Genomic DNA, 19,350 nt, shown 5'->3' with positions numbered 1-19,350 from the left:
CCTTGCGCTCTGCTGGCGCTTGAGACCCAACGATAGACCGCGTCGATCGTCAAGTCATCGAAAAGCGTGCGCTTAGGCGGATTTGTTCAGACAGGCGATATAGAACCCGTCCATACCACCCTGATCCGCCCAATAATCGGGCCGCAGCCGCAGACCGCCTTCTTCCGTCATCCAATCCGTATCAACACCCGCTATGTTCACTGCGTCGCGATCCACGCTCATGTCCGGATACATCTCAAGCGCCTCTTCAATCTGCACTTCGCCTTCGTCCGGCAACAATGAACAGGTGCAATAAACCAAACGCCCACCGGGTTTCAGCAAACCCCATGCATGGGCCAACATCTGCGTCTGAAGCTCGATCAAACCGCCGAATTCGGACCCATCCTTGGCAAAGGGCAAATCCGGGTGCCGCCGGATCGTACCTGTGGCCGAACACGGCGCGTCCAGCAGGATCGCGTCATACTGACCTTCATGTTCCAGCGCATCCCCGACAATGACCTTCGCCGTCAGACCCGTCCTTTGCAGGTTTTCGCGCACCCGCTCCATCCGAGCTTCTGAAACATCCAACGCCGTAACGTCCGCTCCTGCCGCAGCCAATTGCATCGTTTTGCCACCGGGAGCAGCGCAAAGGTCCAAAACCGTCTCGCCCGCTTTGGGTGCCAGAACGCGAACGGGCAAAGCCGCCGCCGCATCCTGCACCCACCAGTCCCCGGCTTTGTATCCCGGTAGGGTCGAAACCTGACCGGCATCCTGCAGACGAATTGAGCCTGTCGGCAGCACATCGCCCGAGGGACCTATCCCCCCCCGCTTCACGGTAAGATCAAGCGGTGCACCTGCGAAATGCGCCTGCTCCATCCCGGCCACGGCATCCGCGCCCCACGCCATAGTCAGGGGATTGCGAAGCCATTCCGGCAAGCGCGGGACTCGCATTTTGGGCCAGGCTTCAGGGCCTTCGGCTGCCACTTTGCGCAGAACCGCATTCACCAGGCCCTTAAGACGCCCGTGCTTGCGCGAGCGGCTAATGATCTCGACCAAAGAATTCACCACACCATGCGCGGCTTCTCCGTTACAAAGCTCGACTGTGCCCAGCCTAAGCGCGTTATGGACTGTTAGGGCGGGTGTGCGGTTCAAGTGATTGTCCAACAACCTGTCGGCGCGTTCCAGGCCGCGCAAGGTCTCTGACGCCAACCGTTGAGCCCGCGCGCGATCTTCGGGACCCAGCCGGTCCAATGCACCCGCTGCGAGACATTCGGACAACAGGCGACCCTCACCCAGAACCTGATCGAGCAGATAGATTGCGCTGCGCCGTGCTGCTGTTGCGCTGTTTGCCATGGTACCGCCTTACTGTGACTTGCGCCCGCATTGCCAATGGCGGACGCGGGCGTATATCAAGACACAGCACGGAAAGGAACCCGATGTCATGAGTGACGACCGCAAAGATTTGCCCCCCGCCGCCCGGCGCGCGCTGGCCGAAGCGGAAGAACGCCGACGCAAGTCCGAAGCCGAAGCCAAGGCGTTGCCCAAAGAACTGGGCGGGCGCGACGGACCTGACCCCGCCCGCTATGGTGATTGGGAAAAGAAGGGCATCGCCATTGATTTCTAGGCGCTCAGCCGCGCAGTGCCTTGAGGAAGTCGCCTATCAAAGCGCGCTGTTTCTTGGATGTCGCCCGGTCTTCGGGCCATGTCAGCCAGTACCCTTCTTTTGTTTGCAGCTCAGGTTGGTCCAGTCTGCGCAGCCGCCGCTCTTGAAGATCGGCAGAAGCCAGCGGAACTGACCCCAACACCACACCAAGGCCGCGCCGCGCCGCCGAGATTGCGTGCTCCATTGAATCAAAACTGATTTGGGAAGTCGGTACATCCTTCTTATCGCATTTCTGACACCATTCCCGCCACCCCGGGCGCTCACCACGCAGATCGATCAAAGGCGCACCCCATTCAACGTCGGGGGCCGCCATGGGCACAAGAACCTCGCGCGCGATCAAGGCCGCATCGCGCCCGGCCCACATACCGCGGCCATATCGGATTTGCAGCCAGGTCCGTTCTTCATCCAACGAAGACCGACGTGCGACCGAGTCGGTCATCACCTGCACTTTGGGTCTCAACTGGTGAAAGACAGGTAGAGCAGGCAGTACCAGCGCATGAATATTGGATGACAACCCGGCCACCCGCAACTCACGCGGGGACTTGCCGAACAGATCCTCTGTGTTGCGCTCCAACGCCTGCAGGCTGTCTTGCACCAAAGGCAAATAGCTCTCGCCTTCTACCGTCAGCGACACACCCCGCGCTTCGCGCACGAACAGGGATCGGCCCAACCAAGCCTCAAGGTTTCCGATCCGCTGGCTGACAGCGGCCTGCGTCAAACCAAACTCTTTGGCCGCAGCCGAGAACCCGCCCAAACGCCCTGCGGCCTCGAACACGCGCAGCCAGTCCAGCGGCGGTAATCCCACCTTTTTCTTAGCCATAAGATTTTCCAAGCCTCAGACGAAATAAGGATTAATTGTCGTAATGCCATGAACGGCGTATCTGCTCAACCAAAGCTCGCGCCGAACAGGAGATCCCCAATGCTGCGCACCGCTACTCATGACACCAACGTCGTGACCGTGACTTTCACCGACGATAGCCAAGCCCGCTTTCACGCCATCTGGCTGCGTGACAACGCGCTGGACCCGGACACCCGCGCGCCCGGCAACGGTCAGCGCCTGATCACTATCGGGGACATCCCCGCCAACATTTCGGTCAGCGCTGCCGATGTGTTGAACGGCGACCTCGTGATCACCTTCCAGCCCGAGGGCAAGACAGTGACCTTCCCTGCCGACTGGCTGGCCGATCACAGTTATGACAGCGCACAAGCCGCCGAGTTCGGCCGCATCGCCACCGGTATCACCACCTGGGAACGTGGCATCGACGCCCCCAGCGGAGATTGGAACGAGGTCCACGCCAGCCCGGTTGCTAAGCGCAATTGGCTAGCGGCGGTGGCCGAGTTAGGGTTTGCCAAGCTGACAGGCGGCCCAACCGAACCGGAATCGCTGCTGAAGGTGGCCGATCTGTTTGGCTATGTCCGCGAGACCAATTATGGCCCCTATTTCGAAGTGCGGACCGAGGTGAACCCCACCAACCTCGCCTATACCGGGCTTGGGTTGCAGGCCCATACCGATAACCCCTACCGCGACCCGGTGCCGACGCTGCAAATTCTGTATTGTCTGGAGAATTCAGCCGAAGGCGGTGACAGCATCGTGGTCGACGGCTTCCGCGCCGCCGAGAAGCTGCGCGATCAGAACCCCGAGGGTTTTGCCCTGTTGGCCGGCTTCCCGGCGCGGTTCGAATACAAGGGCTCGGACGGCGTCTGCCTGCGGTCGCGGCGCCCAATGATCGAACTGTCGCCAGATGGCGAACTGATCGGAATCCGTTTCAACAACCGCTCCTCCGCGCCGTTCGTCGATATCCCCTTTGAGAAGATGGAAGCCTATTACGCTGCCTACCGCCAATTGGGTGGAATCATCGACGACCCGGCGATGGGCGTGTCGTTCAAGCTGGAACCGGGCGAAAGCTTTATCGTCGACAACACACGCGTGCTGCACGCGCGTCTGGGCTATTCCGGTGCAGGCTCACGCTGGTTGCAGGGATGCTATGCTGACAAGGATGGATTGCTGTCCACACTCGCCGCGATGGAAATAACACAACCGGAGGCGGCTGAATGAAACCCGATTTCTCGACCCTGAACAGGGACAATATCGTGGCCTTCATCGGTGACATCTTCGAACGTCGCGGCGGCGAGGAGTACTTAGGCGAACCCGTCACCATGGCCCAACATATGCTGCAAGGGGCCACCATCGCCAAGCAGAACGGCCAGCCAGAGGAAATCATCGTCGGTGCACTTCTGCACGACATCGGGCATTTTACGTCCGAATTCGGCACTTATCACCCCGACGATACCGAAGACCGCCATCACGAAGACGCAGGCGCTGAGGTACTGGAACAGTTCTTCCCCTCGGTCATCACCGATTGCTGCCGCTATCACGTGGCGGCCAAACGGTATCTTTGCGCCACCAAGCCCGAGTACTTTCAACGCCTGTCGACTGCCTCGGTCCACACGCTGGAACTGCAGGGCGGCCCGATGAGCGCGGAAGAGGTTGTCGCATTCGAATCCAACCCAAACCTGAAAGAGATCATTCAGGTTCGCTATCTGGATGAGGCCGGTAAACGCGCGGATATGGAGACCCCCGATTTCCCCTATTTTGCACCCATGGTGCAGCGCATGGTCGACAAACATCTGGGCACGTCGTGACTGCACCTGAATACATCTTCGAGGCCAGTTCCAAGCCCTCGCTACCCTGGCACGAAGTTCCTCTGATCCGCGCAACAGATCAGACGGTCAAAGGCTATGGCTGTCTGGTCGATGACCCCGAGACCTTTGAAATCGAGATAGTCCGCTGGCCGCAACAAGGTTGGCGCCCCATCGACGAAGGCACCGGCGACGAAGGCGGCTGGGTCGAAGGCACGTTCAAATGTGACTGGCGAGGCGACGTGCTGTATGGCGAGAACGAAGCCGTCAAAGGGCATTACGTTCTTGGCTGGTCCACGGATCCGCAAACCGCGCAGACGGATCGGCAAACCGCGCCCCGTGATCAGGTGTTGCTCTGGCACATGAACTATCACCCCGACGGCGGTCAGATGTTTTGGCCTTTGGACAAAAAACCCTTCATCGTCCCCGCGGCCCTGCCCGGTGACAACCTGACGCCCGACAAGGTGGTGGCGTTCTGGTGCGACGGCTCGCGTGGCCTCTATATCCACCCGGGCATCTGGCACGAGGGGATATTCCCGGTCGAAGATGACCAACGATTCCTCGACCGGCAGGGTGCAGTTCACGCACGGGTCAGCGCGGATATCGGGAAAGAGTTCGGTGTGTACCTGGCCTGCCCATTGCGCGAAGACAGGATCAAGGGCTTTTAACCAAAGCCCCTTGATGCCCTGACCCTTTGCGCACGATCCAAATCTGCACAGCCAGCAAATAGGGCACGTAGAACGCAAAGTTCTGAACCAGATCGAAAGGGCCCGAGAAGTCGGGCTCTGACCCCAGCCCGCCGGTCAGCAGATACCACAGCGTGTAATGCACCCGGTAGAGCCATGATCCCAGCGCCAGCCAGAACAGCCGCAGCCCCCAGGCCCAGTGCCCCGCGCGGTCATTGCAAAGCGCCATGCGCGCCACCATCAAGGCTGCGGTGAACAGGCAAATCCCATATAGGAAAAACGCGGCAGACATCACCGGCCCACCAATCGTGCCTCGCAAAGGGATATAAGTCATCCCCGCCATCCCGGTCACAAGAGCCAGCGCGACCAGCACAGCACCCAAGGCGCGGTGAAACCAGTTGAAGCGCTGCCGAAGGGCGCGGACCAGTTGCAGCGGCACCAGCGTTACCAACACCGTTCCGGCAAAGATATGTAGAATCATCGCCGCGTTGCCGACGCTCTGACCGTCCGCAAACAAATAGCTTTGCGCAGGCGCATCATGCGACAGGCCGACGCCGATCATACCAAACCCGTGCGCCACAAACGGCAGCAGCGTCAGATAAAATAGTGCCAGCAGGACACCAGTTGCCAGACCGGAACGACGTAAACGCATAGATCAGAGCTTAGCGCCAACAATTCGGGCGTCTATGGCTTACAACCCCAGTACGTCCACCATGTCATACTGCCCGGGTGTCTTGCCTTGACCCCATAGTGCGGCCTTGAGGGCACCACGGGCAAAGATTGCACGATCACTGGCCAAATGGCGCAGGACGATGCGTTCTCCGGGGGCAGCGAACAGCACATCATGTTCACCAACGATATCGCCGCCGCGAATGGCGTGGAAGCCGATATCACCCCGCTTGCGCGCACCGGTGATGCCATCACGGCCTCGATCAGACACATCCGCCAATCTGACGCCGCGCCCCTCGGCAGCGGCCTCACCCAGCATCAGCGCTGTGCCCGAGGGCGCGTCGACCTTGTGGTGGTGGTGGCCTTCGATGATCTCGATATCGAAATCTTCATCCAATGCGGCAGCGACTTTCTTGGTCAGTTGCACCAGCAGGTTCACACCAAGGCTCATATTGCCCGCCCGCACGATCACGGCGTGGCGTGATGCCGGTTCAAGTGACGCGATTTGTTCGTCGGACATGCCCGTAGTGCCGATGACATGAACACAACGCGCCTGCGCAGCCAGAGCGGCAAATTCCAAAGTCGCTTCGGGCGCGGTGAAATCGATCACCGCCTGCGCTTGCGCAAACGCCTCCAGCGGATCATCAGTGACGGTGACGCCCAGCGCCTGACCACCCATGGCCGTGCCCACATCCTGATCGATCCAATCGTGACCCTTGCGCTCGACCACGCCAACCAGACGCGCCTGATCACTGTCGGTGACAGTCTTGATCAGCATCTGCCCCATGCGGCCCGAAGCCCCTGTGATAACGATCCCCGGAATATGGGTCATTGCGCTGGTCCTTTTCGCTAAGTCGGCTCAAAGCCTCCTACCCCGTTCGCGCCCGCTTGGCAAAGCCCCGCTTTGGGCTTAGATCGGGGATATGGCAAAGAACAAATTCCACGATGGCCCCGGCCCGTCCCAACGACAGCTGCGTGTCGGCGAACTGATACGTCGCACCCTGTCCGAAGTTCTGGCGCGCGGAGATGTCCACGACCCCGACCTGAACCGCATGTCGATCACCGTGGGTGAGGTCCGTACCTCGCCCGATCTCAAAATCGCCACGGCCTATGTGCTGCCGTTGGGCGGCAAAGGGCAAGAGGACGTGATCGACCTGCTGGCCCGCAATAAAGGTGAATTACGACGCGTGATCGGCAAGAAACTGAACCTGAAGTTCTCGCCCGATCTGCGGTTCCGTCTGGATGACACGTTTGACCGTCTGGACGACACCCGCCGCATGTTCCAGCAGGACGCGGTGCGCCGCGATCTGGACGAGTGATCCGTACTTTAACAACATTGGGCGCGATTTTGTGGGCCGCGCAAGCCTCTGCGGTTACGTGTGAAAAGGTTACTCACGACGGTCTGCGCTACACCGTCTGCGAGGTCGATGCGACTGCAGCGGATCTGCGCCTGTTTCTGAATGGTGAAGACGGCGAAGTGTTGGGGCATTTCTCATCGGTTAACGAGACGCTTGAACCCGAGGGCAAACGGCTGGCCTTTGCGATGAACGCCGGCATGTATCACGACGACCGCTCGCCCGTCGGCCATTATGTCGAAGATGGGCAGGAGCAGATGCGGGTAATCGCGAACCCCGGCCCCGGCAATTTCGGCCTGCTGCCCAATGGCGTTTTCTGCATCCGCAACGGGCGCGCCGATGTGTTCGAGACGCTGGATTTCGTGGATCAAACACCGGACTGCCGCTTTGCCACCCAATCCGGCCCGATGCTGGTGATCGACGGCGAGCTGCACCCGCGCTTTCTGCCCGATTCGACCTCGCGCTATATCCGCAACGGTGTTGGCACCAGTGCCAATGGCGCGCGGGCCGTTTTTGCGATCTCAGAAGATTATGTCACCTTCCACGAATTCGGCAGACTGTTTCGCGATGTTCTGAACACCCCAAACGCGCTGTTTCTGGACGGCAATATCTCACGAATGTATGACCGCGCAGGCAACCGTTCGGATCTGGGATTCTCGTTGGGACCGATTGTGGGTGTAGTTGAGGACATGCCTGCAAATTGACAGGGCGGGTGTGATCCGTTAACCCGCGCGCCTCAGCAAAAGGCAAGGTGCAAGATGGGACGCAAACGCAAGGGTCGCGACATTTCCGGTTGGCTGGTTGTGGACAAGCCTGCGGGCATGACCTCGACCGCTGTGGTCAACAAGGTGCGTTGGGCGATGGATGCCAAAAAGGCGGGCCATGCGGGCACACTGGACCCCGAAGCAACCGGCGTTCTGGCCGTGGCTTTGGGCGAGGCAACAAAGACCGTTCCCTATATCACCGATGCGCTGAAGGCTTACACGTTCACCGTGCGTTTGGGTCAAGCCACCAATACCGACGATGCCGAGGGCGAAGTGATCTCAAGCAGCGATGCGCGCCCTTCGGATGAGGACATCAAACAGGCGCTGACCCCGTTTTTGGGCGACATCATGCAGGTTCCGCCTAAGTTTTCTGCCGTGAAGATCGACGGCCAGCGCGCCTATAAACTGGCGCGCGATGGCGAGGATGTGGAACTGACCGCTCGGCCCCTTTGGGTCGAGGAACTGATCCTTGTCGACCGCCCCGATGAAGACCACGTGGTGTTGGAAATGACCTGCGGCAAAGGTGGCTATGTGCGCTCAATCGCGCGCGATCTGGGTGAGGCACTGGGATGCCACGGGCATGTCAAGGAACTGCGCCGCATCTGGTCCGGCCCGTTTGAGGCCGAAGATGGCCTGACCATCGAACAGATCGACGATATGGCCAAGACAACCGCGCTGGACGCGTATCTGCACCCGCTGGAAACCGGCCTGTCGGACCTGCCCGAATTGAAATGCACCCCGGAGGGCGCCACCCGCCTGCGCAACGGCAATCCCGGCATGGTGATGGCATCAGACGTCGAATACGGCGATGAAGCCTGGGCCTCGTTGGACGGCAAGGCGGTGGCTGTGGGAATCTACAAATCAGGCGAGCTGCATCCGAGCCGGGTGTTCGTCGCCTAACTCACGTGTTAGGCGGTTGGCATGATCACCCGAACACATACCAAGGGCGATGCGCCCTCGACCGCCATCTATTCCGATTGCGAGAAGTATCGCTATAGCCTGACCCGCGTCTGGGATCCAAAGGGGCAGAAGGCATTGTTTGTGATGCTGAACCCCTCGACCGCGACTGAGGCAGTAAATGACCCTACGGTGGAACGCTGCGAGCGCCGCGCGCGGGCCTTGGGGTTTGGCGCGTTTCAGGTGACCAACATCTTTGCCTGGCGCGACACTGACCCGCGCAAGATGCGCGCTGCCACTGATCCAGTGGGACCAGAAAATGACAGGGCGATTCTGGATGGCGTGGACTGGGCCGATCGGGTCATTGCCGCCTGGGGCACCCACGGCGCACATCTGGACCGTGGCCCGGCAGTTGAACAGTTGTTGCGTCAGACGGGTCAACCCCTGTTCCATTTGGGTCTGACCAAAGACGGCCACCCCAAGCACCCCCTTTACATCGCCTACACTCAACAGCCTGAGCAGTGGTGATAAAGTATTAACCCTTTCAACAACTTATCTTTGACGCTGCTGCCTGCAGAATGAGACAATCCCCTAGGAGTTTTCTGCCATCGGAGGGTGCCATGTTTCTGGCCGGATTGATCGGACTGGCCGCCATCGGCGGTGCAGCTTACGCGATGAGCGACATGCTGATCGAAGACGAGGACGTGTCAGATGACATTCCCGAAGATGAGCCGCGATCCGAAGCCGAAACCGGGGAATTCCTGGATATCGGCGAAAATGTCGAAGACCCCGTCGAAACCGAAGTCGAACCCCTGTCCACCGGTATCGTCCTTTCCGAATTCGAAGGCGATCTGGTCATTGCCGGAGAAGACGGCCCGGACATCATCACCGGAGGGGACGGCGTGGATCAGATCAACGGCTATGGCGGTGACGATACGATCCACGGGGGCCAGGGGGATGACGTCCTGCATGGCAGCGACGGGATGGATACCATCTATGGCGGGCCGGACAACGATGTCCTGCATGGCGAAGCGGATGACGACCTGCTGTTTGGCGACATCGGCGATGACGCTCTGTTCGGACATTTCGGAAACGATGTTCTGGACGGTGGTGACGGGGAAGACGAGCTTTATGGCGGTCAGGGTGACGATACTTTGGACGGCGGGGCCGGTGACGACGCATTGCAAGGCGGCTTCGGGGATGACGTTCTGGTCGGAGCGGCGGGCGAAGATGCAATCTTTGGCGGCGATGGGGACGACTTTGTGTTCGGCATCGAAGAGGGTGCGGCCGAACAGGATTTTCTGAACGGCGGGGATGGTGATGACACTATTATTGCAGGGGACGGGGATGTTGTGACAGGCGGCCAGGGCGCGGATGACATCGTGCTGAGCCCGGGAGAAGACGATGTTACCGTCATGGGCTTCCAGCCCGGCGAGGACAAACTGCTTGTCACCTGGGAAGAAGAGACTGAACCCGAAATTTCGGTAGAACGCGACAGTGACAACACCAACCTGACGCATGTGATCATCAACGGTCAGGAGGTGGCGCAGGTATACGGGGCAGAAGAATTGACTGTCGCCGATATTCAACTGATTTCAGAAGCGCAACTGGCACAGTATGGTCAGATGATCTGAGGCCGCAGATTCCCTTTGCCATTTGACAAAATTCCGCTTATACGCGCCCATCCGCATCGGAATCGGTGCGGTTTTCTCCATGGGCCTGTGCTGGACGACATCCCGGCCTGCGCCATCAACTCTAACCTTTGAAGGAGACCCCGATGTCGATCACTGCCGCTGAAAAAGCACGCGTCATGCAAGAATTCGCAACCAAAGAAGGCGACACCGGTTCGCCTGAAGTACAGGTTGCCATCCTGACCTCGCGCATCAACACCCTGACCGAGCACTTCAAGACCCACAAAAAAGACAACCACGGTCGTCGCGGTCTGCTGAAAATGGTCGCCCAGCGCCGTAAGCTGCTGGACTACCTGAAAGGCAAAGAAGAAGCGCGTTACCAGGACCTGATCAAAAAGCTGGGCATCCGCCGCTAAAGTCGGACCGCACCGCTTTGAGATTTCAGACGCCCGCCACTTTGGCGGGCGTTTTTCTTTTTCTAGGGCCGCCAAGCTGCCGTTCGCTGCATTTGCGGCATGGGTCTTAAAAAATGGTAGCTATGTGCAAACAACAAACATTCATCGCCTACGGATAGCTCATATCAACTTTTGGTCGGTTTTGTTGCTGACCGGAACGCTGTTTTTTGCTGTCGCTCAAAAAAGCTATAGCTGAATAAGCGAAGGCTAACCTGACGGATCGACACTTCAAGTTGCTAATCTTGCGTCCGTTTCGACCGGTGTGTTTTTCTTTTCTAGTTCTTTCTCAATCCGTTCCAGTAGCGCTTTGGAAACTTGATTTTCGGCGTGCAAATGCATGAAACGAGACGAAAAGAACAGCCCAATTACGATAACCAAAACCGATACAATGCTGGAAACAACAGTTAGAATCCACGCTGTTGAACTAGCGCTGGTTTGAGCATCTTCGGCACTTTGTAGTGCAGCAGAAGAATTATTTTTAACATCTTCCAACGCATCGTTTAATGCAGATGAAACCTCAATCGCTTCTAGCAATTCATCACGCAAAACACCCGTGGCTTCCACAGCAGTTTCGAGCTCGGAAATGCGATCTTCCAGCAAACGAAATTCATTCATTGAAGATTCAAGCCTATTGAGTTCTTCTGCCAACTCGGCATGCGATGCTCGGCTACCGTTTGCGATTTCATCTATGCGCCCATTTAACGATGTAAATAAAGTGCGTAGAGCTTCGCCACTAAAGGTAGTTTCTTGCGCACTGGCGAACGGCGCAAACATAGACAGAGCAACTAGAATAATTGCTGAAAATTTCATCAAATATCTCAACGGGCTTCTCCCTTAGTTACTTGATCACAGGCACCGAAAGTTGTTCGATCAGGCTGTCCTCGATTGCCGCGGGCTGCGTATAGGCCTGAAAGACAAAACTACCTTCGAGGTCCTTCCAAACTGTGACTTCAATATGCCAGCGTGTAACAGGAACGGTCTGGGACGGTCGCCAGCGATAAGCTGGCACATCCGGGTAAGATGCAACCAGCGTCTCCGTGCCATCCGGCGAGACATGTAGCCATCGAAGATAGATGTCTGGGTGCTGGCGAGCACCATCTGGAGCCCATGTCAAATCCGAATACACGTGAAGAACTTCCGTACCCAAAGCAGTGAATTCGATTTTGTCCAATGGGGTGCAAGACCGGAACTGACCTGATCGGTAGTTTTGACAAATCTTGAAGAATGCAGTGTCCGCTTCAGCAGACAAAGGGATAAGAAAAAAGAGCAAGCCAGTCCAAAAGAACTTTAACGTCATCACAATACCCAACCTGAATCGTCTTGGTTTTTGGTCCCTAAAACCTGTCTTACACATTAGACTGCGGCTATCAGTTATTTCAGTAATGTTAATGCTGTCTCGGGTCACACGAGCATCATGACGGAAGCCGACTTTAGGTTTGGGGTTTTGTTCGCTCGCCAGCCAACCGATACCTGATTTTGAACGTCCGGAACCTGCAGTTTGCAACTTGCCTCACAGTCAAATCCTCAATGTTCGGTGAAGGTCCGATAAGGGACTCAAAACGCCCGCCAAATGGCGGGCGTTTCGTTGTTTTCGCGCGTAGAACTTACATCTTCGCCTTCTCCGACTTTAGCGCCAGCCACAGGCAGTAGCACATTATCAGGACCACTAGCGTGAACGGTATCCCTGTTGAAACCGCAGCACCCTGCAGGGCGGACAACCCGCCTCCAAGCAGCAGGGCGATGGCCACCAGGCCTTCGAGCGTGCACCAGAACACGCGCTGTACAACTGGCGCATCCATCTTGCCGCCCGCCGTAATCGTATCGATTACCAGCGAACCCGAGTCGGACGAGGTGACAAAGAACACCACGATCAGGATCAACGCGATGGGCGCGACGATGCCATAAAGCGGCAGCTCTTTCAGGAAGCCGAACAGCGCGCCTTCGGGGGCGTAGCTGTCGATCACGGTGGCGCGGACACCTTCCGCTCCGCCTGCGTTCAGCATGTCGATGGCTGCACCGCCGAAGGTCGACATCCACAGGGCGCAGACTGCCGTCGGGGCCAGCAGCGCGCAGAGGATGAACTCTCGCACCGTGCGTCCCTTGGAGATGCGGGCGATGAACATGCCTACAAACGGCGACCATGCGATCCACCAGGCCCAGTAGAAGGTCGTCCAGCCGTGGAAATAGCTGGTGTCTTCTCGCCCGAACGGGTTCGACAGCGCCGGAAGGTGCGTCACGTAATCCACCATCACGTTGAAATACCGCGCGATGGCTGTGCCAACGCCGGTGACAACAATGACGAAAAGGAACAGGCCCACAGCCATGATCATGTTGATCTCACTCAGCCGTTTCACGCCTGCATCCATGCCCATAAGGACTGATCCCAGCGCGATCATGGTGATGCCGATGATCAGCAGCACGGTCACGGTCGGACTGGGTTCGATGCCGAACACCTCGTTCAGCCCCGCCGCAACTTGCTGCGCCCCAAGACCCAAAGAGGTCGTCAGGCCGAACAACGTCGCAAACACCGCAAGCGTGTCGATGATATGGCCCCACCAGCCCCAGACACGCTCGCCCAGGATTGGATAAAAGGCCGAGCGCAGGGTCAGTGGCAGATTCAGGTTATAGGCAAAAATCGCAAGGCTCAGACCCACAGCGGCATAGACCGCCCAGCCTTCCAGCCCCCAATGATGGATTGTGCCGACGATGCCGATGTATTCATTGCCCGGAACGGCAATATCAATGCCCAAGGGCCGCGCATTCCCGCTTTCGGCAAAGTTATAATAGACCGGCTCCATCACGCCAAAGAACAGCAGACCGATACCAATACCGGCGGCGAACATCATCGCGATCCATCCGGCATAGGAATAGTCAGGCTTGGCATCCTTGCCGCCGATCCGAACACTGCCGACCGGCAGAATGATCAGAACCAGACAAAACAGGGTAATTGCGTCGACCGAAAGAACCAGGAACCAGTCAAACGTGCTGGTCAGCCAGGGCCGGAGCCAGCCGAAGAAAGAAGCCGCAGCCTCTTGGTTGGCCAATGCGATCAGAACGAACGCAAAGATCAAAATACTCGAGATCAGAAAGACCGGGTTGTGAATATCCAGACCAAATGGCCGGACGTTATCCTGACCCAGCTCATATTCCGTTTCGAAGTCGTAAATCCGGGGGTCCGGATCCAGCATCTTCTTTGTTTGTGCCATTCGATTGCCCTTCTGTTCGCTTTTTGCAAACGCCAAGGTATTCGGTCGGCGGACGGTTATGAGTTAGTTACCCCCTTGGCGCGTTTCCGTCATTTCGACCGCAGGCTGGTTCGTAAGAGCTTATACAGCCTTGCTATTTTTTCAATTGCATTCGATCTCACCTATGTTAGCGATAAAATTTTTTTGCGATTTATTATCCCCTGCCCGGAAAAAACGCCCTGTTTCACGACGTTCAGTTTCATGCCCTGACCTGAAAATTACGTACAAAAGGAAAGCTTCGATCTGTCTCAGCATGATCCGGCCGCCGGATGCGGTTTCTCTTTCCTTCCAACGCATTCTCATGTATGCGCGCGTTATCTGAGACGTTGTGCCCTGACCCTGGCACTCGAATGGAAGATAAAGTGGGGTCGGCGGCAATGGGGCCGCCATGCAAACCGGAGACCCGCAGGGGCGGGAGTGCTCCGTTCTAGGATACGCATATGTTTGATGTAACGAAGAAATCGATTCAGTGGGGCGAAGAGACGCTGACACTGGAAACCGGCAAGGTTGCCCGTCAGGCCGACGGCACCGTGATTGCCACGCTGGGCGAAACCAGCGTCATGGCCAACGTGACCTTTGCCAAGCAACAAAAGCCCGGTCAGGACTTTTTCCCGCTGACCGTACACTACCAAGAAAAATACTATGCCGCCGGTAAGGTTCCGGGTGGCTTCTTCAAGCGCGAAGCGCGCCCGACCGAAAAAGAGACGCTGACCGCGCGTCTAATCGACCGTCCGATCCGCCCGCTGTTCGTTGACGGCTTCAAGAACGAAGTTCTGGTGATGTGCACCGTGCTGTCCCACGATCTGGTCAATGACCCCGACATCGTTGCAATGATCGCTGCTTCGGCTGCACTGACCATTTCGGGTGCCCCGTTCATGGGCCCGATCGCTGGTGCCCGTGTTGGTTTCGTGGATGGCGAATACGTCCTGAACCCGACCGTGGACGATATGCAGGACCTGCGCCTGAACCCCGAACAGCGTCTGGACCTGGTTGTGGCCGGTACCAAAGACGCCGTGATGATGGTGGAGTCGGAAGCTTATGAACTGTCCGAAGCCGAAATGCTGGGCGCCGTGACCTTTGCGCATGAGCAAATCCAGCCGGTCATCGACCTGATCATCTCGTTGGCCGAAGAAACCGCGAAAGAGCCGTTTGAGTTCGTCGCTCCCGATTACTCGGAGCTGTACGCCGCTGTTTCCGCTGCCGGTGAAGAACAGATGCGCGCCGCCTTCGCGATCACCGACAAGCAAGAGCGCACCGCAGCTGTTGCCGCTGCCCGTGAAGCGATCAAAGAAGCGCTGACCGAGGAACAGCTGGAAGACGCCAATCTTGGCTCGGCGATGAAAAAGCTGGAAGCCGGTATTCTGCGCGGTGACGTCGTCAAAGGCGGCAAGCGCATCGACGGTCGTTCGACCACCGATGTGCGCGCCATCGAAGCCGAAACCTCGCTGCTGCCCCGGACCCACGGTTCCGCCCTGTTCACCCGTGGTGAGACACAGGCGCTGGCTGTAACCACGCTGGGCACCGGTGACGACGAACAGTTCATCGACGCGCTGCATGGCAACTTCAAATCGAACTTCCTGCTGCACTACAACTTCCCTCCATATTCGGTGGGTGAAGTTGGCCGCGTTGGTTCGCCCGGCCGTCGTGAAATCGGCCACGGCAAGCTGGCATGGCGCGCGCTGCAAGCGGTTCTGCCTGCGCCAACCGACTTCCCCTATACCGTTCGCGTGGTGTCGGAGATCACGGAATCCAACGGTTCCTCCTCGATGGCTTCTGTCTGCGGTGGTTCGCTGTCGATGATGGACGCAGGTGTTCCGCTGAAAGCACCGGTTGCCGGTGTGGCCATGGGTCTGATCCTGGAAGATGATGGCGACTATGCTGTTCTGACCGACATTCTGGGTGATGAAGACCACCTGGGCGACATGGACTTCAAAGTGGCAGGTACCGAAAACGGCATCACCTCGCTGCAGATGGACATCAAGGTCGCAGGTATCACCCCGCAGATCATGGAAACCGCTCTGGCACAGGCCAAAGAGGGCCGGATGCACATTCTGGGCGAGATGGGCAAAGCCCTGTCCGAGACCAACGAATTCTCGGTCCACGCCCCGCGCATCGAAACCATGAACATCCCGACCGATAAGATCCGCGAAGTGATCGGCTCGGGCGGTAAGGTCATCCGCGAGATCGTGGAAACCTCGGGTGCTAAGGTCGACATCAACGACGACGGTGTCATCAAGATCGCATCGCCCGACGGTGAATCGATCCAGAAGGCTTATGACATGATCTATTCGATCGTGGCCGAACCGGAAGAAGGTCAGATCTACACCGGTAAAGTGGTCAAGATCGTCGATTTCGGCGCCTTCGTGAACTTCTTTGGCAAGCGCGACGGTCTGGTCCACGTGTCCCAGATCGAAAATCGCCGCCTGAACCATCCGTCAGACGTTCTGAAGGAAGGTCAGGAAGTGAAGGTCAAGCTGCTGGGCTTTGACGATCGCGGCAAGGTCCGCCTGTCGATGAAAGTCGTCGATCAGGAAACCGGCGAAGAGGTCGTTCCCGAGAAGAAAGAAAAGAAAGAAGACGCAGAGTAATCTGTAACTTTCTTCAAGCTCGAAAGGCCCCGGCACTGTCCGGGGTCTTTTTTGTTTGGAGATGTCATCAATCACGCCCCCATACTCTGGCCTTGGTAAATCAACCATTAACGATTCTTAAACGTATTAGCACAACCTTAAGGGTAATTTTGTTGCTCTTAGGGATGTTGTGCGACCGTGGCCACGATTACCGTCTATGAAATCAGTGCAGACCCGTTCAGCACGCGCAACGTCGATATCACGGCCGCGTATTCTGTTGAAGTAACTGATAACGACGCGATCCTGGATGACCCGGACCCCGACAGCACCCAATTGGATCTTTCCGGGCTGCCGGGCTTTACCGCCTCGTCTCAGAATTTCAGTACGTTCGAGACATATTCCGGAACGATCAACGGCGCGCCTGTCAGTTTCACCCTGATCCAGTTCAGCAACCCGCGCTATATCATCGTCACTTCGGGGCAGGCTGCGCTGAATGACACCATCGAAGACACCAGCTTTGGCGGCACCGCAACTTCTACCCCGTATCAGAGCCTACCCTCTTTCGTGTGTTTCACCACGGGGTCGCTGATCCTGACGCCCTCCGGGCAGCGCCAGGTGGAAGAACTGGTACCGGGGGATCCTGTCCTGACCACAGATGGGCGCATCCGGCCAGTGCGCTGGATCGGGCGACGGCATTTGTCGACGCAAGAGCTGCGTTCGTCTCCGCATCTGTGCCCAGTGCGCTTGAAGGCGGGCTGTTTCGGGCAAAACGCCCCCACGCGCGATCTGCTGGTGTCGCCGCAACATCGGGTCGCCGTGACATCAGCGATGATGGAGCTGATGCATGGCGAGACCGTGATGCTGACCCCGGCAAAGGCGTTGATCAACGGGCAAAGCATTGTACAGGACCTGCCTGCGCAGGGGGTCGAATATGTTCACATCCTTTTAGATCAGCATGAGCTGGTGAATGTCGAAGGGATCTGGTCCGAATCCTTCTATCCCGGCGACACGACCCTCAGTGCGATGGAACCTGCCACCCTGCGCAGGTTGTTCGACCTGTTCCCAGACCTGTCGCGCGGCGCGCAAGATTACGGGCCAACGGTACTGCCGGTTCTAAAACCCTTTGAGGCCGAAATTCTGAAATCAGAGCTGATGGTTCCAAATTGGCAGACAAGTCCAAACCTGCAGAAGAGGGCCGCCTGACATCATCTAGTGAAAGACGCCACTCGGCCCATGTTTCAGGACGTGCCATTGGCCATAACTGTCTTTCAAATCCAGCTTGATCGCCGCATCTGCGCGTGTTGTGGCGCTGCCGATCTCGGCCACAGAGAATTCGATGCCCCCGGGAATTTCGATGCGTACGCGATGCGCGCCCCCGCCATGTGGGGCTTCTATGGGACGACCCGTCGAGCTCAGCACATCTCCGATGGACACGTGGGCAGTACGCTCTTCCATGTCCATCTCGAACTCAATCGGCAAATAGAGAGTCTCGTGCACCTTATCGCACATGGCACGGAACACGTACCAATGCGTCGCCATCTCTTCTGTTTCTTCTCCATGAAAGACCTTTTCCAGCGCAGCGCGCTGCGCAGGGCTCGCCGCAGGATCAACAATCACCTGCATTTCCCCGCCACCTTCGAAAATCGGCCCTGGCCAGGCATAAATCAGAGCAGCTTTGGCACCGCAAAGATCAGTGTCGCCAAAATGCCCCTTGCCAATCTCAAGCACCTCGAAGCCCCGGCAATCCCCATGCGTGGGCAGTTCTTCGAATTGGCAGGGACAAGCATAACCGCAATTGCAGTTACCGAAGCTTTCTCCTTCAACATACCAATCTGTAAACGCCATGGTTCTCTCCTGCAAAGTACAGTGAAATCCCGATGGCCTTCGCCTGTGGAACAGCCCCCTTCAGCCATACTAGCACATCCCTGCGCAGATCAGAAACCAACCTGCTGCTGTCGAGCGACAACAATTTGATAAAGCGAATTATTCTATCACACGGACCCAATTTAGAGTGATCCGATGTGACCGCCCAAGCCCTTTCCATGCAACGCCAGACACACGATTTACGTGTGGAAACGTTTTGGAACAAAGGACATGATCATGGTTAGTCGTTTCATCCTGACCTCCGCCGCCCTGATGCTGGGCTCAACTGCAGCAACCGCGCAAAGCCTGGGTGACGGCACCTATGTTCAAGGCTTCATTGGCTACAGTCAGTTGCAGGACAGCAATTTCTCTGGCGCGATTGGCGGCGCGACCCAATCTGTCGATACGGATTTTGATGCAGGTTTTGGCCTGGGTGTGGCTATCGGTAAAGAGATCCCGCAGTGGTCCAACGACACGGTCGGAACGCGTATTGAACTGGAATTATCATACCGCGAAAGCGACGTGGATGGTGTAAATTTCTCGGGCAACGGTCCGGCACCGGAAGGCAATATTTCCGGCGACGTGTCGCAAACTTCGCTCTTTGCCAACGTGCTGTTCGACTTCAAACAATCCGGTGCGCTGACCCCGTTTGCAGGCTTTGGTCTGGGCGCGACTTATTCGGATCTGGATTTTGCTTACGGCCCCGGTGTGGCGCTGGATGACAGCGACACTGCTTTTGCGGCTCAGGTGATCGCTGGCGTGGCTTATGACATCAACCCGTCAACCGCCCTTACCGTAGACGCCCGCTATGCCCGCGCCTTTGATGTGTCGTCGCAGCGGTTGGCCCCGAACGGCGCTTTGACGGGAACGGTTGAAGACGACCTGGATACATTCAGCGTTAACTTCGGGCTTCGTTACAAGTTTTGATAAAATCGG

General features: G+C 57.5%; 21 protein-coding genes. 13 read left to right on the top strand and 8 right to left on the bottom strand.

Annotated features, from left to right (window positions below; genetic code table 11):
- Positions 1-72: 72 nt before the first annotated feature.
- On the bottom strand, positions 73-1,332 hold the full coding sequence (locus I9187_RS01615) for a transcription antitermination factor NusB (RefSeq protein WP_171178190.1): 1,260 nt from the start codon (positions 1,330-1,332) through the stop codon (positions 73-75).
- A gap of 88 nt (positions 1,333-1,420) precedes the next feature.
- Here I9187_RS01615 and I9187_RS01610 point away from each other — a divergent pair, with 88 nt between their 5' ends.
- On the top strand, positions 1,421-1,603 hold the full coding sequence (locus tag I9187_RS01610; RefSeq protein ID WP_171178192.1) for a DUF1674 domain-containing protein: 183 nt from the start codon (positions 1,421-1,423) through the stop codon (positions 1,601-1,603).
- A 4-nt stretch (positions 1,604-1,607) separates the two neighbouring features.
- Here I9187_RS01610 and I9187_RS01605 read toward each other — a convergent pair whose 3' ends face one another.
- Positions 1,608-2,462 carry a LysR family transcriptional regulator gene (locus tag I9187_RS01605; protein WP_171178194.1) on the bottom strand — a complete coding sequence of 285 codons (855 nt, stop codon included), beginning with the start codon at positions 2,460-2,462 and terminating at the stop codon, positions 1,608-1,610.
- A 99-nt stretch (positions 2,463-2,561) separates the two neighbouring features.
- Here I9187_RS01605 and I9187_RS01600 point away from each other — a divergent pair, with 99 nt between their 5' ends.
- From I9187_RS01600 to I9187_RS22170, 3 genes are read left to right on the top strand one after another with little or no spacing between them, the layout of a single operon-like run.
- Entirely contained in the window at positions 2,562-3,698 is a 1,137-nt protein-coding gene (locus tag I9187_RS01600) for a TauD/TfdA family dioxygenase (RefSeq protein ID WP_171178204.1), read from the top strand.
- Entirely contained in the window at positions 3,695-4,285 is a 591-nt protein-coding gene (locus tag I9187_RS01595; RefSeq protein WP_171178206.1) for an HD domain-containing protein, read from the top strand. Before I9187_RS01600 ends, I9187_RS01595 begins: the two co-directional genes overlap by 4 nt.
- Positions 4,282-4,950 carry an ureidoglycolate lyase gene (locus tag I9187_RS22170; RefSeq protein ID WP_171178208.1) on the top strand — a complete coding sequence of 223 codons (669 nt, stop codon included), beginning with the start codon at positions 4,282-4,284 and terminating at the stop codon, positions 4,948-4,950. The genes I9187_RS01595 and I9187_RS22170 overlap by 4 nt, the downstream gene beginning before the upstream one ends.
- Here I9187_RS22170 and I9187_RS01585 read toward each other — a convergent pair.
- Together I9187_RS01585 and dapB are read right to left on the bottom strand one after the other, a co-directional pair.
- A complete protein-coding gene (locus I9187_RS01585; protein ID WP_171178210.1) occupies positions 4,937-5,620 on the bottom strand; it encodes a DUF2306 domain-containing protein in 684 nt (227 codons plus the stop codon). The genes I9187_RS22170 and I9187_RS01585 overlap by 14 nt on opposite strands.
- 39 nt (positions 5,621-5,659) lie before the next feature.
- Complete coding sequence (gene dapB / locus I9187_RS01580; protein WP_171178212.1) at positions 5,660-6,469, bottom strand: 4-hydroxy-tetrahydrodipicolinate reductase; 810 nt, start codon at positions 6,467-6,469, stop codon at positions 5,660-5,662.
- Positions 6,470-6,560: 91 nt separating this feature from the next.
- Between dapB and rbfA the strand changes: the two genes are divergently transcribed.
- The 6 genes from rbfA to rpsO all read left to right on the top strand — a co-directional run bounded on the left by rbfA (position 6,561) and on the right by rpsO (position 10,700).
- Positions 6,561-6,956: a 30S ribosome-binding factor RbfA gene (gene rbfA, locus I9187_RS01575; RefSeq protein WP_171093264.1), complete on the top strand. Its 396-nt coding sequence runs from the start codon at positions 6,561-6,563 to the stop codon at positions 6,954-6,956.
- Positions 6,953-7,696, top strand: a complete 744-nt coding sequence (locus I9187_RS01570) for a phosphodiester glycosidase family protein (protein WP_171178214.1) — start codon at positions 6,953-6,955, stop codon at positions 7,694-7,696. The genes rbfA and I9187_RS01570 overlap by 4 nt, the downstream gene beginning before the upstream one ends.
- Before the next feature lie 54 nt (positions 7,697-7,750).
- Positions 7,751-8,656, top strand: a complete 906-nt coding sequence (gene truB, locus I9187_RS01565) for a tRNA pseudouridine(55) synthase TruB (protein WP_171178217.1) — start codon at positions 7,751-7,753, stop codon at positions 8,654-8,656.
- A gap of 21 nt (positions 8,657-8,677) precedes the next feature.
- A complete protein-coding gene (locus tag I9187_RS01560) occupies positions 8,678-9,181 on the top strand; it encodes a DUF1643 domain-containing protein (RefSeq protein WP_171178220.1) in 504 nt (167 codons plus the stop codon).
- 92 nt (positions 9,182-9,273) lie between these two features.
- Positions 9,274-10,287 carry a calcium-binding protein gene (locus I9187_RS01555; RefSeq protein WP_209509347.1) on the top strand — a complete coding sequence of 338 codons (1,014 nt, stop codon included), beginning with the start codon at positions 9,274-9,276 and terminating at the stop codon, positions 10,285-10,287.
- A 143-nt stretch (positions 10,288-10,430) separates the two neighbouring features.
- Positions 10,431-10,700: a 30S ribosomal protein S15 gene (rpsO, locus tag I9187_RS01550; RefSeq protein WP_170329634.1), complete on the top strand. Its 270-nt coding sequence runs from the start codon at positions 10,431-10,433 to the stop codon at positions 10,698-10,700.
- 267 nt (positions 10,701-10,967) lie between these two features.
- Here the strand turns inward: rpsO and I9187_RS01545 are convergent, their stop codons facing one another.
- From I9187_RS01545 to I9187_RS01535, 3 genes are all read right to left on the bottom strand, one after another.
- Positions 10,968-11,549, bottom strand: a complete 582-nt coding sequence (locus tag I9187_RS01545; RefSeq protein ID WP_171178224.1) for a hypothetical protein — start codon at positions 11,547-11,549, stop codon at positions 10,968-10,970.
- 28 nt (positions 11,550-11,577) lie between these two features.
- Positions 11,578-12,243: a hypothetical protein gene (locus tag I9187_RS01540; protein WP_171178226.1), complete on the bottom strand. Its 666-nt coding sequence runs from the start codon at positions 12,241-12,243 to the stop codon at positions 11,578-11,580.
- Positions 12,244-12,343: 100 nt separating this feature from the next.
- Positions 12,344-13,945 (bottom strand): BCCT family transporter, encoded by a 1,602-nt coding sequence (locus tag I9187_RS01535; RefSeq protein WP_171178228.1) that lies wholly within the window; start codon positions 13,943-13,945, stop codon positions 12,344-12,346.
- Between the two features lie 479 nt (positions 13,946-14,424).
- Between I9187_RS01535 and pnp the strand changes: the two genes are divergently transcribed.
- A complete protein-coding gene (gene pnp, locus I9187_RS01530; protein ID WP_171178230.1) occupies positions 14,425-16,572 on the top strand; it encodes a polyribonucleotide nucleotidyltransferase in 2,148 nt (715 codons plus the stop codon).
- A 177-nt stretch (positions 16,573-16,749) separates the two neighbouring features.
- Entirely contained in the window at positions 16,750-17,754 is a 1,005-nt protein-coding gene (locus I9187_RS01525; protein WP_171178232.1) for a Hint domain-containing protein, read from the top strand.
- 6 nt (positions 17,755-17,760) lie between these two features.
- Here I9187_RS01525 and I9187_RS01520 read toward each other — a convergent pair whose 3' ends face one another.
- Complete coding sequence (locus I9187_RS01520; protein WP_171178234.1) at positions 17,761-18,396, bottom strand: DUF1326 domain-containing protein; 636 nt, start codon at positions 18,394-18,396, stop codon at positions 17,761-17,763.
- Positions 18,397-18,651: 255 nt separating this feature from the next.
- Here I9187_RS01520 and I9187_RS01515 point away from each other — a divergent pair, with 255 nt between their 5' ends.
- Positions 18,652-19,341, top strand: a complete 690-nt coding sequence (locus I9187_RS01515; protein WP_171178236.1) for an outer membrane beta-barrel protein — start codon at positions 18,652-18,654, stop codon at positions 19,339-19,341.
- The last annotated feature ends 9 nt before the right edge of the window (positions 19,342-19,350 follow it).

Source organism: Ruegeria sp. HKCCE4148, from assembly GCF_017872495.1.
Taxonomy (GTDB): domain Bacteria; phylum Pseudomonadota; class Alphaproteobacteria; order Rhodobacterales; family Rhodobacteraceae; genus Ruegeria.
Note: the sequence above shows the minus strand (reverse complement) of the source record. Positions and strands in the feature narration are given on the sequence as shown.